The sequence below is a fragment of the Streptomyces sp. T39 genome (genome assembly GCF_008042045.1).
Lineage (GTDB): Bacteria > Actinomycetota > Actinomycetes > Streptomycetales > Streptomycetaceae > Streptomyces.
On sequence record NZ_RDBP01000184.1, the window covers coordinates 1 to 15,502 of the forward strand.

Here is a 15,502-nt window from a genome sequence, read left to right on the forward strand (position 1 = left end):
CGGGCGCCGCCGGTCACCGCGCCCCGCGCGAGCTGCATCGCGGTGGCGTCGCCCTGCGCCGCGAGCGCCATGGCGAGGTCGCCGTAGCCCATCGCGGCGAGCTGCTGCAGGTCCGCCGAGAACTGCTGCTGCCCCTTGTTCACCCCGGTGAGCTGCTGGGTGAAATCGGCGAGCGTGGCCTTGGCCATGTCGCCGGTCTTCTTGAGCTTGGCGACGATGTCCTTGAACTGCTGATCGGAGGCGTTGGCGAGGGACTGGACGAGGCCGTACCCGGCCTCTCCCATCTGCTCGAGCATCTGCCGGACCTCGTCACCTCCCCTCGCCCCGATCACGGTCAGGTTGCGCCGCCACTTCTCCGTCGCGGCGAGGCTGTCGCCGAGCTGCTTCTGGTAGGCGGCGAGGTTGACCGGGCCGGTGGCCCGGCTGGCCCGGCCGGCGCCGGTGGCCTTCTGCGCCGCGGCGACGTCGGCGCGCTCCTGGCGCACGCGCGCGTCGGCCTTCCGCTTCGCCGCCCGGGCGTCCTCCACCTTCTCCCTGGCGGCCTCGATCTGCTTGCGGGTGCCCCCGTCCCGGCGGACCTTGGCGAGGTTCTTCTCCGCGGCCGCGAGCGCCTCCGCCTTCTTCCGGGCATCGCCGATCGCCGAGTTGAGGTCCGCCCACGCCTTCTGCAGGGCCTCGAAGGCCTTGTTGTAGCGCTCCATGGCGTCGCCGGGGCCGCCGAGGACGCTGGCGCCGGTCGGCGTGTAGGCGAACCCTGCGAGGCCCCCGGACACAGACCCGTTGGCGTTCCAGGCGACGCCCTTCCCACCGAGGCGCCTCACGGTCTCCTCGGCGATCGCGCGGGAGCGCGGCCGCTTGCTGGGCGCGAACGGGATGTAGGCCTCGCCCTGCGTCTCGTCCTCCGCCCACACGCGCCAGGTCCCGCCGCGCGCGATCTGCGCGATGTGGTTCTCCCGCCGCACTCCGCCCCCGGCGTAGAACTCGACGAGGCCTCCGTCTGCTTCGCGCAGGGAGGTGCCGTGCGAGCCGGTCTGGCGGGCGCCGGCGCCGCTGCCCACCACGACGTGCCGGGTGGTGACGGTGACGGTCTTGGAGCGGATCGCGTCGAGCCACCGCTGAATCGACGTGATCGCGGCCCGGGTGCCGCCGGTCGGGAGGTCGACCTTGACCTTGCCGTCCTTCATGTGGGTGACCTTGAACCCCAAGTCCTTCAGGTTCTTCTCGGCCGTCGCCGTCAACGCGTTGAGCGTGACGGACTTGCCCTTGGTGTTCCGGATCTTCTGCTGCAGGGCCTCGAGCTCGCCGAGGGCGGTCTTGACGTTGGTGTCCATGCGGGTGGACACCGTGTCCGGGACCTGCAGGTACGAGGCGGTGAGCTGGTCGATGACGTCCTTGTGGAAGCCGGCGGCCTTCATGCCGTCCCGCAGGAGCTTGATGTCCTTCTCCAGCGCCGTGTTACCGGCCTCGACGGACCCCTGCTGCTCGGCGACGGCCTGGGCGTGCTCCATCGCCGCGTCGGCGGCGTCGAGGAACGCGGACTTGACCTTGCGGCCGGCCTCGGACGTGATGTCCATGGACCGGCCGTTCTCCTTCACCGTGGCGTTGAGGTCGGCGAGCGAGCTCCGGAATCCGATCTCCGACTGAGCGGCGGAGATGCTGACTCCGTTCAACGTGTTGAGGGCGTCGGTGAGTTTCTCGGCCTCGGTGCGGGTGTCCTGCATCTCGTCCGCGGCCATGCTGGTGGCGTCGGCGAGCTCCCCCTGCCCGTCCGCGGCGAGCTTGCTCTGCGTGTCCGCCGTGGCGAGCGCGTCCGTGTAGCCGGGCAACAAGGTGCGGAACTTCTCCGTGGACGTGCCCCCGCGCTCCGCCTCGGCCGCGAACGCACGGAAGTTGACCGCAGCGGCTTCGGCGGCCCCGCTCGCGACGAGGGCGGCCAGGCCCTCGTCGATCGCCTTGATCTGCTCGCGCGCCGAGGCCAGCTTGATCGGGTCCGCCATGCCCAAAGTGAAGATCTCGTCCATGGCGTTGTTGAACCGCTCCATGCCCGTGGGGTGGGCGATGCGCTGGACGGCCTCACCGAGCCCGTCCATGTTCTCGCCGAACACACGGGACATCTCACCGACGGCCCGGCCCCTCTGCGCGAAATCGACCATGGACTGCGTCATCTTCGCGACGGAGGCCGGCGCCTCACCGAACCGCCGGGTGAGGTACTGGACACCCTCGCCGACCAGCGCCATCCCGGCCACGATGAGGCCCACCTTGCCCAGGCCCATCATCATGGTGCGGGTGCGGGCGGCGGTCATGCCGAGCGCGACCAGCTCCCGGCGCACCAGCATGATGCGCGGCAGCATCAGCAGCAGACCGGCGCCGATGAGACCGAGGACACCGACCAGGCCGGCGGCCACGGTCCGCGTATCCGGAGTCGTTGACGGCGCGGGTCCACTCGGTGACGCCCCCGGCCCCCGCCTCGTACAGGACCGTGGCCGCGCGGACGGCGTCCGATCCGAAGATCGTGGCCATCGCGGCGTTGCGGGCCTCCGGGGTGAGCTTGGAGAAACTCTCGCGCATCTGCCCGGCGAGGGCGGTCAGGCCCACGAACTCGCCGCGCGAGTTGTAGGCGGACAGCCCGATGGAGTCCATCATGCTGGCGGCCTCTTTGGACTGCGGCACCAACCTCTGCAGCATCACCTTGAGCGAGGTGCCCGCGTCGCTGCCCGTGAGCGCGTTCTGCGCGAACAGGCTGAGCGTGCCCACGGTCTCCTCGAGGGACAGGCCCGTCTGCGAGGACAGGAGCGCGGCCTGACGGAACGCCATGCCCATGTCGTGCACGTTCGTGGCGGACTTGCCGGCGCCCGCGGAGATGACGTCGGCGATGTGCCCGACCTCGACCCCGCTCATCTTGAACGCATTCATGGCCTGCGCGGAGATGATCGCGGCCTCGCCGAGCTCCAACTGGCCGGAGGCGGCGAGGTCGAGGGAGCCGCGCAGGGCGCCGCCGATGATGTCCGCCGTCGAGATGCCCGCACGGGCGAGCTCCGCCTCCGCCTTGGCGGCCTCGGTCGCGCTGTAGATGGTGGCCTGCCCGGCCTCCAGCGCGGCCGCCTCCAACTTGCGCATGTCGGCGGCCGAGCCGCCGGTGACGGCGCGCACCTCCGACATGGACTTCTCGAAGCGCGCGGCCGCGTAGGCGGCGAGGCCGAACGCGGCGACCAGGCCCAGCGACGCGCCGCGCATGGCCTCGAGGCTGCGGCGGCCGCCGGTGGCCACTCCCATGATCGAGGCCCCGGCCGCGTACCCGGCCAGCCGCATGGCGGCGAAGGACCGGCCCACGGCGGTGGCGGCGGCCGCCCAGCGGGCGGCGACCCATCCGGCCGCCGTCCCGGCCGCGGTGCGCATACCGGTGGTGGCCGCGGTGACGACGGCGCTGGTGCGGATCCACGCGCCGGACGCGGCCGCGGCGGCGGCCGTCCACCGGCCGCCGATCCACGTCGCGGCCGCGCCGGCCCCGGCCCGGGTCGCGGTCATCGCCGCGGTGATGACCGATCCCGCGCGCGCCCAGGCGCCCGACGCCACGGTCCCGGCGGCGGCCCAGCGGGCGGACAGCCAGCCGGCGGCCGCGCCGCCGACGGTCCGCGCGGTCGCCGCGGACGCGGACACCATCGCCGCCGCCCGGGCCCAGGCGGCCGAGGCGATCGCGGCGCCGGTCGACCAGCGGCCGCCGAGCGTCACCGCGGTGGTCGCCGCGCGCAGGGCCGCCGTGCGGATGGTGGTGAACGCGGCGGTGGCGCGGACCCCCATCGTGGTGAGGGCGGCGGATCCCATGGCGGCCGCGACGCGCAGCGAGATCCCGGCGCGGGCGGCCAGGGCGGGGATCGGCGCCAGGGCGGCCCGGACGGCCGCCGAGGTGCGCACGCTCATGCGGGTGACGTCAGCGCTCACGCGGGCCGCCATGCCGCGCACGGCGGCCGTGGCGCGGGCGGCCTGCGCCGCGGTGGCCCGGGCCATGGTGGTCATGGACGCGGTCGCCCGGGCGGACGCGGCGCGCATGCTGGTCTGGATCGACGCGGCGGTGGTGGCGGTGGTCCGGGCGGCCGCCCGCATGGCGGTGGTGTACGGCGTGACGGTGCCGGTCAGCAGCACCCGCACAGTGCGGACGGCCACGGCTACTCCTTCTTGTGGATGGACAGGTGGATGCCGCGCGTGTCGCCGTTGCTCTGCTCGAACGTGTGCGCGGTGGTCGCGCCGGCGGCGCACGCGTGGCAGCGCAGCAGCTCGGCCCGGTAGGTGCCTTCGGCCTCGGGCCGGGAGGTCTCGGACCAGGGATGGCCGCAGTCCGGGCACACGTCCCGCTCGACGTCCGCCAGGGCGAGCGCCCAGGCCCGGTCCTCGTCGGTCCACAGGGGTTCGCCCGGGGCGACCACACGGCCGAAGAACACGCTGCGTGGTACGCCCCAGGCGCGGGCGGTCTCTACTTCCCGTCGGTGAGGGAGGAGAGGATCCCGGAGGCGCTCAACGAGAAAGGGATGCTCGTCGCCTCCGTGTTGACCGCGTAAGCGCAGTCCCACAACTCCGTGCGCTGGCCCTCGTTGAGGACCTCGAACAGGGCGTCGAGCTGCTCCGGGGTCATGACCGGGTCCACCGCGCTGGCGGCGATCAGGGCCCGGGGGAACGTGTCCGGATCCCACATCAGGGTCTGCCCGCCGGGCCCCTGCTTCTTCGGCGGGTGGGCGGCGACGAGGTCGGACCATGCCCGGTCGCCGATCGACCGGAAGGCGAACTCGGTCTCGGCCTTCTTCATCTGCTCGCGCACGCTCTTGATCCGCTTGGCGATCTTCTCGCGCGGGTCGGTGGCGGCGAGCGAGTCCGGGGACCAGCCCTCGCCCACCTCGCGGAGCTCGCGCTCGAGGCGGTCGACCTCGGCCAGGAGGTCACCGGCCAGGCAGACCCAGACGGACTTCTGCCGCGGCTTGGCGCGCTTGAGGATGTCCTCGATGTTCGGCATCAGGCAGCCACCACTGCGTCGGTCGCCGGCGGGGCGTAGACCTTGATCGGCGAGTTGAACTTCATGACCTCGTTGGCCGCGGGGGACACGTTGGCGCGCTCGCCGCAGACGACGGGGTAGGTCTCCACCTGCTGCCCGGCCGTCCAGGCGGTCTCGACGTCGATGCCGCGGCGCACGATGAGCACGCCGTGCACCCCGTAGGTGAGGTTCTGGTATGGCCAGTCCTCCTGCGTGGTGGTACCGCGCTTGAAGGTCAGCTCGGTCTCGTACCCGACGCGTCCGACTTCCTTGGTGTCGAACTTGCTCGCCAGGCTGCCGGTGTCGACGTCCGCCGTCGACGGGTCGATCTTGAGGCCGTCGGGGGTGATGCGGTCGGTCAGCTCCTGCGCGGCGCCGAGCTCGGCGAGGCTCGGGGCGGCCAGGTTGGCGAGGCTGCTCGCCCAGGCGACCCGGGTCTTGCCGTCGCTGATGAGATCCATGAGAGGCCCTCCTTGGGGCATGAAAAACGCCCCAGGAGGGGCGGCGGATGGGTGAGCGGGCGGGTGGTCAGATGCGCAGGGCGGCGAGGGTGACCGAGGTGTGGGAGCTGTAGCCGATGGCCACCAGCCCGTCGGACGGGGAGGCGAACAGGTCGCGCGACAGGGGCCCGATCATCCGTTCACCGGAGGCCGGGACGGCCACAGTGACGTTGGCGACGGCCTGGCCGCGGACGTCCGCCGTGGTGGTCAGCGTGAGGGTGACCGGGGCACCCGCGCCGTTCTTGACGTGCAGGAACGTGCGGTCACTCGGGCTGACCTTGTCGCCGCCGGACGCGGCGTTCGCATAGGTGGGGTTGATGCCGGCCAGGCTGACGGCCTGGGCGCTGAGGGTGGCCATGGGGCACTCCTAGGTGGACTGGAGCCGGTACTGGACCGGCAGGTAGTAGACGGGCGGCGACACGTCGTCGTCGCGCTGGACGTACGGGCCGCCGAACTCCTCGGCCCTCCAAGTGGCGCGGCCCTCGACGACGAGGGGCCGGTGGAGGGCGTGGCGGACCTGCTGGGCGACCCACAGGCACGCGGTAGCCGTGGGGCCCACGCAGGTGATCTGAAACCCCAGGGTGAGCATCGTGCGCCGGTCCGCCAGGGACTCCGACAGGGACTGCCCGGGGTCGAAGTACACGGCCGCGTAGCGGCCGCCTGCGGGTCTGACCGCAGGCGCCCCTCCGTCGCCCACGGTCAGACCCTGCTCGGTGAGCCGGACGGTGACGGCCTGGATGTGCGGGCCGATGTCCGGCGCGGTCCCGGGGGGCATCACAGCCTCCCGAGCCGGGCGGTGAGGGCGGTGACGGCCGCGGCGAACCGCGGGGCCTCGGCCAGCAGCGCGCGGCCGCCGTCGTTGTGCCCGGCCTGCCGGGACGTCCCGTACTCGAGGATGTTGCCGAGCGGGCCCTGCACCCGCGTCTTGTCGGGCCCGATCTCCGCCTGCGCTCCGCCGGGGATCGGGACGACGTCGTAGCTGATGCTCCGCGGGTACAGCCGGGCGTGACGCCCCGCGGTCCGCTCGGCGCTCTTCCTCCAGTCGGTCTTCACGTTGAGGGCGCCCCGGGTGACGATCGCCGTCATCCCGGCCTCCGCCTCGACGAGGTTCCGCTCCAGGGCGCGGGCGAGCTGGCGGAGCTCGCGGGTGTCTGCCGTCACTGCCTGTCCTCCGCTCCGATCCGCCAGGCGGTCGCCGTCGAGCCGTACCCGACGCCGGTCACCCACAGGGTGAGGCCGACCATCCGGGCCTCCGGGCTGGCCAGGACCTCGATCCGGTCCCCGACCTGCGGCCGCTGCGCCAGCGCCGGGGTGTCCCAGTCGAGGGAGACGACGTAGTCCCGCAAGGTGACGTTCTCCTCGCCGGCGTCGACCTCCTCGCCCTGGTGCGCGGCAGCCTTGACCCGGGCCATGCCCTCGAACAGCGTCGCGCCGTCCGCAGGGGCCTCTTCGCCGGTCTCCCAGTCGATCCCGCCGGCACCCGGCCGGTACAGGCGGATCCGCTCACGCTGCAGCTCCCGGGCGGCCGCGCGGCCACGGGCGAGCAGCTGCTCCAGGCCTCTCATCCGGACACCCCCCAGGACGAGACGGCGAACGCCTTGCGGATCGTGTCCTCCTCACCGGCCAGGAGCGTGGCCCGGGCGTCGGTGAGGGTCTCGGAGTAGTCGTCGATCGACCTCTGCCGAATCATGTCCGGGTTGAGGAACAGGCGCTTCACGGCGTCGCAGGCGACCGTCGCGGCCACCTGGTACGCGGTCTCCTCCGGCAGGTAGCCGTGGGTGTAGGTGAGGGTGACCGCACCCGTCCAGCATCGGCCGTCGAGCCGGGTGAGCCGCTCACCTCCGTCCCACTGCCACTGCGCGGTCGTGAGGCCGGCCACCGAGGCCACCCCCGCGACCGGGCGCTGCGGCAGCACCAGGACGTGCGTGCCGGAGCCGCGCAGCAGGACGGTGTCGTCGACGACGCGGCTTATCTGCTGGTACCCGGCGGTCATCCGGATGAGGTTGGAGGCGTCCGCCAGGAGCCGCGGCGCGTGCTGGCGTTCCACATCCGTGAGGTCCCGCAGGGTGCGGGCCTCGAGGTCGTCGACCGTCGCGAACGCCTCCAGCGGCATCGGTCAGCCTCCGTACGTCTTGATGAGCTCGGCCTTGGTGGCCCTGTCGATCTCGGCGTGAACGGCCTCGTCCTCGACCTGGGTCTTGGCGTAGTCGCGCCACTCGCCGACCGTCGCGGCCTGCGGCGGGCGCTTCACCTCGGCGGGCTCATCGATCGTGGGGACCTCGCCCGTGCCGTCGTCGACGGGGTCGGGCGGGGCGGTGGGCTGCAGGCCTCCGCCGGGCAGGCCCGGCGCGTAGACGTCGGGCCCGTGCGGGTTGCCGTCCCCGGCGCCGACCGGCGGCCGGAAATCGCCCGGCTTCGGTTCGACCGCGGCGTCCCGCAGCGGGCCGCCCACCACCGTGGTGGTGACGTCGCGCGGGTCCGGGACGGACGGCGCGGGCGGGGCCGGCGGCTCCTCGTCGATGCCGTACCCGGCACCGCGGCAGTAGGCGATGACGGATTCGTTGTCGGTCTCGGCCGCGCCGTCGGAGAACATGACGCCTCCGGGGCCGGGGCCGCTGTAGTCACGGACAGGTGCGGTGATGCGTGCCATGTCGGCGGTTCTCCAATCAGGTCAAGGCCAGCAGGGTCAGCGGACGAGGATGTTCCTGAAAACCGCGGCCGCCTTGGTCCTCTTGAGGACGACGGCCGCCGGGCCGAGCTCGACCTCGCCCGTCTTGACGGCGCCCGAGGTCGAGAAATCCGGGAGCCACGTCTGCACCAGCGGCGCATCGGCCATGGACACCCCGTGGAACCCGTCGAGGCCGAACCTCAGCGCGTAGATGTCCGTGTAGTTGCCGGCCACCGTGGCCACCGTCTTGGACGTGGTGGGGATGACCAGGTTGTTCGACCCCGCCTTGGCGCCGAGGTCGACGAACGGGATACCCCGGTACGTCTCCACCTGCGTGCCGAACGCCGACGCGCTCCGGTCGTAGTACCCGGCCCGGCGGGCCAGGGACCGGATCCGCGCCAGCGAATCGATGTTGCCGAGGATCGCGTCCGCCTGGCCGTCGAGCATGGCGAGCCACGCGTCCAGCGCGTCCAGCGCGTCGTTCGCCTTGCCCGAGTCGGAGCCGATCGTGGCCCCGCGCCAGTCGGTGGAAACGGCCGCGCCGTACTCCGTCGAGGAGGCCGTCAGCGACTTGGAGAGGCCGTCGAACCCGTCGGCGTCCACGGCCACGTCGCCGTTGATCACGGCGTCGTTGAAGCGGGCCTGCGTGCCCTTGATCTTCTGCTGCATCTGCAGCGTGGTCTCCGCCGCGGCCGCTACCCGGTTGAGGACCCGGTCAATCTGGAAGCTCCCGCCCAGGGGCTTGAGGTCGACCGAGTACCGCTGCTTGGTGACCTCACCGGGCGTGTACTCGGTGTTGATCGCGCGGAACGCGGCGCCGGCCTGCGAAACGAGCCGGGTGTAGCCGTAGGTCAGCGTGGCCCCGGCGCCGGCCTGGTTGACGACGTCGTCGAACGTCATCGTCTCCAGCAGGTAGTTGTTCTTGGCGAACTCGTCGATGACGAAAGTGTCGATGTCATCGGTGGCGTTGAGCTTCGCCTGAGCGAGGGTTACGGGCATGGTGTGCCTCTCTAACGGCCGGGCTTACCGGCGAGTCGTGCGGCAACGGCCTCTTCCAGCGTCGTTGCCTTCTTGGTGGACTTGCGGGCGCCGCCGTCGGCGCCGCCCTCGAATCGCCGGCCGCCCTTGTCGTCCTTCGCGGACGCTGCGGCCAGGTACGGCTCCTCCTCGAGGAGTTCGTCAATCAGCTCGGTGAGCGTGGCCCGGTCGGGCCTGCCCTTGTCGTCCTCGCCGACGTCCTCGAGGTCGAGGAGCCGGGCGGCGAGCTGGGGGTTGGCCATGCGGCCGGAGGCGGCCGCGACGGCCGCCGACTGCACCCGCTCGGTCCAGACCTCGGCGCGCGCCTCCTGGCGGGCCTGCTCGCGGATCGCGTCGGCGTCGAGCTCCTGGCCCTCGCCGTCGCCGTCATCGGCCTTGGCGGCGCCCTTGCCCACACCGCCGGCCTTCCCGCCCCCGCCGGAGGGGGACTTGGCGCGGCGGAGCTCGGCCTTGAGACGGCGGTTCTCCTGCCGCACCTCACGCAGGGCCTTGAGGCCCTTGGCGCCGAGCTCCTCGCCGTCCTCGCCGTCGCCTCCGTCGCCCTGGCCGTCGCCATCGCCGGCGTCTCCGGCGCCGTCTCCGTCGCCGGAGTCGCCGCCGTCCTGGCCGTTGCCGGTCTTCCCGGAGCCGTCTCCGTCGCCGGAGTCGCCGCCGTCGGCATACAGGACGAACGGGTCGCCGTAGGGGTGCGCCCAGCCGGGGCCGTCGAGGACGGCGGCCAGGACACGGGTGCGGGTGCGGGTGTGCTTGAGCATCGCGCTCTCCATATGAGGGGTGAAGGGGTGGTGTGCGGCGTCGCGCCGCGTCATCGGATGTAGGCGAAGCGGCGCAGCATCCTGATCGCCTCGTCCCGGTTGCCGGCCGCCAGGTCGTAGATCTCCTCCGGCAGCAGCCGGGGGGTGCGGAGCCGGAAGCCCCGGCCGGAGGCGGGGACCTGGCCGCGGGCGATCGCCCGGGCCCGCTCCTGGTAGGCGAACAGGCCGCGCCTGGTGGTGCCCTCGCGGGTGGCGCGGACCTGGCGGCCGTAGGCGGTCGCCGTGTAGGTCGCACCGCGCCGCCGGGCGTTGACGACGGAGCTCATGTCCGCGCCGTCGCGGATGGCCCGGGCGCCTGCGACGGTGAACGCCCTGTTCTGCTCCCGCTCGGTCAGGGAGTCGAAGTAGGCCCGGGGGTCGACGCGGGCGCCGCGGCGGCCGCGGGTGGTCGGTTCGTGGACGCAGTGGCACAGCGGATGCCGGCGGAACGCCACCGCGCTCCCGTACACGTTGCCTGCGAGGACGACGCACCGCCCGCACGCCCCCGGGGCGACGACGCGCACGTAGCCGGTGCACGTCCGGTTGGACACGATGCTCGCCCCGACGGCGGACCGGCCGGCGTCGGCGACCTCGGTGGCCACGATCCGCCGGAGCTGCATCCGGCCCCGCTCCAGGGCCGCCTCCTCCGGCAGGCCTGCCGCTATCTCCGTGAGCGTGGTGACGGCCGGGAGCTCGAGGAGCGAGGACAGCGACCGGCCGTCCGCCGCCCACCCGGCGAACGCGGCCGGACTGAGCGTGCCCTCCTCCCGGGACTGCTCGCCCGTCGCCGCCACCACCGCGGCGACGTACTGCTGCGCGCCCTCGGCGGACGCCTGCTGCGCGGCGATGAGCATGGCGGTGAGCTGGGTGCTGATCCGCCGCCAGGACGGCCCGATCCGGCGGGGATCGACCTGGGACCACAGGGCGTCCGCCCGCAGCACCAGCGACAGGGCGAGCGCCTGGTGTTCGGCGGACCAGCGCCGTGCCTGCTGCGAGGGCCCGCTCACACCAGCTCACCCGCCCGCTCCTCCGCGCCGGCCCCGTCCTCCTGGCCGTCGCCGTCGTCGAGCGGCTGGAACGCCAGCGCCCTCGCGGCCCGGGCGGTGTCGGCCTCCAGCATCGCCTCCATGCGCGTGATCTGCGTCGGGGTGTACCCGAGGTCCTCCATGAGCTGACGCCACGGCACTCCCAAGGACTTTTTCTTCGCCACCGCGTCGACGTGCTGCGCTTCGGTGCGGTACTCGACGGGGGCCCAGATCGTCTCGGCGAGCGGGTCGTTGCCGCGCTTCGTGTCGTTCTTGACGAGGAAGCACAGCCGCGCCGCCTCCTCCCAGGTCTCCCCGGCGAACAGCGTCTTGTCCCTCGTCTTGCTGACGAGGCCGGCCTCGGAGGCGGTCAGCGTGTCCGCGCTGACGTTCTCGACCTTGCCCATGAAGTACGTGGGGGGCGTGCGGCTGAGGCTGCTGATGTGCTCGATCAGCAGGGTGATACCCGCCGCAAAATTCCGCAGGTCAGCGGCCTCGAAGCTACCGAATCGGGCCTGCGGGTTGGACGCGCGGAGCATCTTGGACACGGACAGCCGCCACAGCTCCGGGTCGTCGATCTCCTGACCCGTGCGCGGGTCCTTCGGCAGGTCGATGCCCGAGCCCCAGCGGGCCGGGAAGGCGCCGGCCTCGCTCGCGGTGAGCATGTCGACGATGAGCTTGTTCGCGGCGCGCTGCAGCGGCATCACGATCCGGTGCTCCGGCGTCGGGTCGTCGACGAGACGGGCCTTGTTGACCAGCTCCAGGAGCGGCACGCGCCCCAGCGGGTTGGGGATGACGGCCTGATCGTCGCGCGGGTGCCAGCCGCTGCCGAGCGCCAGGGAGGACGGCAGGATGAGACCGGAGTTGACCCGGGCCCGGCGCCACTTCCAGATCTGATCGCGCAGGTAGAGGGTCGCGTAGGCGTACCCGTCGTCATCGAAAAAGCGCTTGAGCCCCCACTTGCGCCGGCGCCGGTTGCCCGGCTCGTACTCCACGATGCACTGCGTGGCGTCCTCGACGGTGATCTCCGGCTCGGTCTCGTTGTCGGTCGGGTCCTCCGCCCACACCAGCAGGAACGACCGGCTCTTGACCATGGATTCGAGGTGCGCGATCCGGGCCCAGGCGTCCATGGAAGAGCCCTGCCAGAAGCGTTGCGCGGTCGCGTCGGCCTTCCGCGCCTCCTGGCCGTCCGTCGGCCCGAACCGGAAGCCAACCGGGGTCATCCTCTCCGCCGGGGCATCGCACACGACCGAGGACCAGTTGTCGGAGAACTCGTCGAAGAGTCCACCGAAAGCGGCCCGGAACCTGTCGCTGGCGTAGGCGAGGTTCTCCTCACCCTTGTAGAAGCGGTTCCACTCGCGGATGTTCGCCTGCCGGCGGTCGAGCTTCTCCTCCAGGACCCGGGTGATGCGGAGAGCTTCCTGCTCGCTGACGGGCACCGGGGCCCCCTCTCAGTAGGCGCTGAAGCTGGAGCTGGTCGCCGCGGCGGCGAGCTCGAGCTTGATGACGTCCGCGCGGGCCTCGAGGGCCAGGGCGGTGGTGACCGCAGAGTCGATCTTGCGGTCCTGGCTGGGCTTGGTGATCGCGATGCCGGACGGCCGGCGGATGGGCTGCGCGTTGCCGACGTGCTCGGCCATGGTCGGGTTGCCGTCGTGGGTGAGCTCCCCGGACCGCACGGCGGTGAGCATGCGGTCGAGCGCCGGGCACATGCGGGTGGCCACCCGCGTCTCGAAAATCAGGAAAATCTCGGCGCCGAACTCCTCGGCCCAGTCGTCGCATTCGTCGCGCCAGTCCGGCGGGTCGCCGTACGCGCGAGCCACCCGGTAGGTCTGGCGCAGGTACGTCATCGCGGCCCGAACCTCGGCGCGCGGGACGCGCCAGTTGTCGGGGTCGCCCTGGTCCCACTTGGTCCAGATCATCTGGCGGCCGTCGGGGAACCGCGGCGTGAACACGTACCCGTCGCTGAGTCTGCAGGCGGTGATCGCCGTGCAGTCGTCGTGGTCACTCCCGTCGAAACCGAGCGTGATCCGCTCGCCCTCGGCAACGTCCTGTGGGAGCTCGCACCGCTCCCACAGGTGCCTGCTGAGCCACGTCTCCGAGGTGGAGACGGCCAAGTTCAGGAAGTACCGGCGGAACTTGGCCCGGTCCTGCGAGGGCTTGTAGGCCTTCGCCATCATCCGGTCGAGGTCCATATGGCGCGCGAACGGCCCGTAGGCCTGCATGAGGCCGCGCTTGAGCTGCCCGGGGTCGTCGTACGCCTCGTCCTCGACGAGGGCGGCCGGCGCCTGGACGTGGTCGACGAGGAGCCGCGGTGCCTTGCGGGCCTTGTGGTCGCGGTGGGTGCGCTCGGCGACGGAGTCTTCGCCGATCGCGTACATCGTCGTGGTCTGCAGGAACCACGGCTCCGCGATCTTCCTCTTCATGGTGTTCTGCTGGACGGTGTCGTACATGTCGCGGAGCTCGGGCAGCACGTAGAGGTGCGTCTCGTCCGCGACGCTGAAACTCTCCTTGCCGCCGTCCTTCGCGGCGGAGCTCGCGGTGGACGGCCGGATCTCCCCCCCGCCGGGCAGGAACACCCTGGTCGACGTCTGCCAGTCGTTGCCGACGTCGACGCCCGGGTAGTCCTCCTGCAGCAGCTCGGAGTGGCTGAGCATGTAGGTGACGTTGGCGTACGTGTTCCCGGCCTGCGTCTCCTCGGTCGCCAGGCACCGGATGAACGGATACGTCACCGGCCTGCCGACCGGCTCACCCTTCTGGTACTCGTACCCCCAGTCCGACACCTCGCCGGCCTCGGCCCAGTGATCGAAACGGACCGGGGCGAGGGCCTCGGCGACCACCAGCATCCCGGCGATCTCGCTCTTGGCGCGGCCCTTGGCCCGGGACAGCATCGCCTCGTCGAAGCGCCGGCGCCCGTCGGCGCCGATGGCGTAGCAGCAGACGATGAAGCGGAGGATCTCCTCGTCGAGCTCGATCTCCTGGCCTTGGACGTCGCCGGGGCCGTGGACGAGGTAGAACTCGATCCAGTCCGCCAGGGCGTAGCCGAGAGATCGGCGGACGCCCGGGGTCCTCATTCGTCACCGACCGCCCGCAGCCGCGACCTCACGTCCCGGCCCGTGCGCGCCGGCCGGGCCGCCCGGGCCTCGGCCACCTCGTCCGAGGAGACCTCCCACCGTAGCCGCAGCATGGCGAGCGGGTTGAGGCCGAGCCGGTCGGCCAACATCCGGGACTCCTTGGAGGCGTCGAGGTCGCCGAGCTCCGCCGCGACCTTCCAGCGGACGTACTGCGCCACCTCCCGCACCCAGCCGTGCCGTTCCCACATCACGGCCTGCGGCAGCCGCCACAGCTCGGCCCACAGCTCGGCCTCCACCGAGGCCTGCGCCTCCACCTTCTTCGTGAGGATGTTGGCCTCGGTCACCGCGGCGTCGTGCTTCTTCTGGAGCGCGGTGCGGCGCCGGCCGGTGAGCTCCGGCTCGGTCAACTGGAGCTCGAGCTCGTCGGCCTGGCGGCGCGCGGCGTCGCGCCGTGCGGTCAGAGCGACGTCATCGACCAGCGGCCAGCGCGGTGCGTCGCCCGGGCGGCCGGCGGCCGGCAGCAGCGTCATCGGCAACGTGGCGTTGCGGCGCCGCGAGTTGGGGTTCGGGGCGGGGCCCATGCCTGCCATGTCGATCACTCTCCTGGTGCTGTCGCAGCACGTCAGTGCCCTGCCGTCGCGGCCGGGCGGAGTCACAGTGGGTCACGGTGGGCGCGTCGTCGTGGGACCCCCAGACCCGTACACGGCGCGATCGCCCTCCCCGGCGGTCCGTCAGCCCTCCGGGGGAGGGGGGTGCCCCCCGGTGCCGGCCGCTCCGCTCTCACCCAGCGTCACCGGGACCGCCCGGGCGAGCTCGCCGACCAGGGCCCGGCCGGCGGCCGAGGTCCGCCAGCAGGGCTCGACGACCGCGCGGCGGAGGCCGGCCAGCCAGGCCCGGGGACGGGCGCGGCAGAGCTCGGCCACCCGGCTACGGCGCACCCTGGCCGCCGGCAGCCTGGGCGGTGTCCTCGGGAGGGCATGAGGCGCAGCGGCGGGCGAGGGTGCAGGTGCAGGCGCGCGGCTGCGTGGTGTCGCCGAGGAGGGACGCGAGCGCGGCCGCCGGGTCGGGGCCGGGCTGGGTGATGAGGCCGCGGACCATGAGCAGCTCGCCGGTGTTGAGCCGGCGCAGCGGGTAGTCGAGGGCGTCGAGGGTGAGGAGCTGCTCGGTGGAGCGGCGGACGGTGAGGACCTCGCCGGGGTGGTTGGGGTCGGCGAGGTGCCGGCCGTGCTGGTCGGTCTGGATCTCGCGGTAGCAGATGCCGGTGCGGGTGCCGTGCTCCTCGATGGACAGCTCCCGGTCGCTCATGGTCCGCGGGTCGATGCCGTTGGCCTTGACCCAGGTGAGGAGCGCGGGGCGGTGCGCGTCGATCTCGGCGGCGGTCAGCCG

Annotated in this window: 17 protein-coding genes; all 17 read right to left on the minus strand. The window is 72.5% G+C overall.

All coding sequences use genetic code 11. From position 1 onward, the window contains the following. Positions 1 to 2,187: 2,187 nt before the first annotated feature. Positions 2,188 to 4,161: a phage tail tape measure protein gene (locus EAO77_RS36615; protein ID WP_147992595.1), complete on the minus strand. Its 1,974-nt coding sequence runs from the start codon at positions 4,159 to 4,161 to the stop codon at positions 2,188 to 2,190. 2 nt (positions 4,162 to 4,163) lie between these two features. Next, positions 4,164 to 4,436, minus strand: a complete 273-nt coding sequence (locus EAO77_RS36620; protein WP_261994319.1) for a hypothetical protein — start codon at positions 4,434 to 4,436, stop codon at positions 4,164 to 4,166. Between the two features lie 32 nt (positions 4,437 to 4,468). Beyond that, positions 4,469 to 5,002 (minus strand): hypothetical protein, encoded by a 534-nt coding sequence (locus EAO77_RS36625; protein WP_147992596.1) that lies wholly within the window; start codon positions 5,000 to 5,002, stop codon positions 4,469 to 4,471. Beyond that, a complete protein-coding gene (locus EAO77_RS36630) occupies positions 5,002 to 5,481 on the minus strand; it encodes a hypothetical protein (protein ID WP_261994320.1) in 480 nt (159 codons plus the stop codon). Before EAO77_RS36630 ends, EAO77_RS36625 begins: the two co-directional genes overlap by 1 nt. Positions 5,482 to 5,548: 67 nt before the next feature. Further along, on the minus strand, positions 5,549 to 5,878 hold the full coding sequence (locus EAO77_RS36635; protein WP_147992598.1) for a hypothetical protein: 330 nt from the start codon (positions 5,876 to 5,878) through the stop codon (positions 5,549 to 5,551). Between the two features lie 9 nt (positions 5,879 to 5,887). Further along, the gene (locus EAO77_RS36640) at positions 5,888 to 6,295 is read right to left on the minus strand and encodes a hypothetical protein (RefSeq protein WP_147992599.1); all 408 of its coding nucleotides are present in this window, start codon (positions 6,293 to 6,295) and stop codon (positions 5,888 to 5,890) included. Then, positions 6,295 to 6,681, minus strand: coding sequence for a hypothetical protein (locus EAO77_RS36645; protein WP_147992600.1), 387 nt, complete (start codon positions 6,679 to 6,681; stop codon positions 6,295 to 6,297). Before EAO77_RS36645 ends, EAO77_RS36640 begins: the two co-directional genes overlap by 1 nt. Next, a complete protein-coding gene (locus EAO77_RS36650) occupies positions 6,678 to 7,085 on the minus strand; it encodes a DUF6093 family protein (RefSeq protein WP_147992601.1) in 408 nt (135 codons plus the stop codon). Before EAO77_RS36650 ends, EAO77_RS36645 begins: the two co-directional genes overlap by 4 nt. Beyond that, positions 7,082 to 7,633, minus strand: coding sequence for a hypothetical protein (locus EAO77_RS36655; protein ID WP_147992602.1), 552 nt, complete (start codon positions 7,631 to 7,633; stop codon positions 7,082 to 7,084). The genes EAO77_RS36650 and EAO77_RS36655 overlap by 4 nt, the downstream gene beginning before the upstream one ends. Positions 7,634 to 7,636: 3 nt before the next feature. Further along, the gene (locus EAO77_RS36660; RefSeq protein WP_147992603.1) at positions 7,637 to 8,170 is read right to left on the minus strand and encodes a hypothetical protein; all 534 of its coding nucleotides are present in this window, start codon (positions 8,168 to 8,170) and stop codon (positions 7,637 to 7,639) included. Positions 8,171 to 8,206: 36 nt separating this feature from the next. After that, positions 8,207 to 9,187: a major capsid protein gene (locus EAO77_RS36665; protein WP_147992604.1), complete on the minus strand. Its 981-nt coding sequence runs from the start codon at positions 9,185 to 9,187 to the stop codon at positions 8,207 to 8,209. A gap of 11 nt (positions 9,188 to 9,198) precedes the next feature. Next, positions 9,199 to 10,035 carry a hypothetical protein gene (locus tag EAO77_RS36670; RefSeq protein WP_147992605.1) on the minus strand — a complete coding sequence of 279 codons (837 nt, stop codon included), beginning with the start codon at positions 10,033 to 10,035 and terminating at the stop codon, positions 9,199 to 9,201. Beyond that, complete coding sequence (locus EAO77_RS36675) at positions 10,032 to 11,027, minus strand: hypothetical protein (protein WP_147992606.1); 996 nt, start codon at positions 11,025 to 11,027, stop codon at positions 10,032 to 10,034. The genes EAO77_RS36670 and EAO77_RS36675 overlap by 4 nt, the downstream gene beginning before the upstream one ends. Further along, positions 11,024 to 12,484 (minus strand): phage portal protein, encoded by a 1,461-nt coding sequence (locus EAO77_RS36680; protein WP_147992607.1) that lies wholly within the window; start codon positions 12,482 to 12,484, stop codon positions 11,024 to 11,026. Before EAO77_RS36680 ends, EAO77_RS36675 begins: the two co-directional genes overlap by 4 nt. Positions 12,485 to 12,496: 12 nt before the next feature. Further along, positions 12,497 to 14,116 (minus strand): terminase TerL endonuclease subunit, encoded by a 1,620-nt coding sequence (locus tag EAO77_RS36685; RefSeq protein ID WP_147992608.1) that lies wholly within the window; start codon positions 14,114 to 14,116, stop codon positions 12,497 to 12,499. Then, complete coding sequence (locus EAO77_RS36690; protein WP_147992609.1) at positions 14,113 to 14,706, minus strand: hypothetical protein; 594 nt, start codon at positions 14,704 to 14,706, stop codon at positions 14,113 to 14,115. The genes EAO77_RS36685 and EAO77_RS36690 overlap by 4 nt, the downstream gene beginning before the upstream one ends. A 337-nt stretch (positions 14,707 to 15,043) precedes the next feature. Further along, on the minus strand, positions 15,044 to 15,502 hold a 459-nt coding region (locus EAO77_RS39225; RefSeq protein ID WP_187283583.1), incomplete at its 5' end, for a hypothetical protein.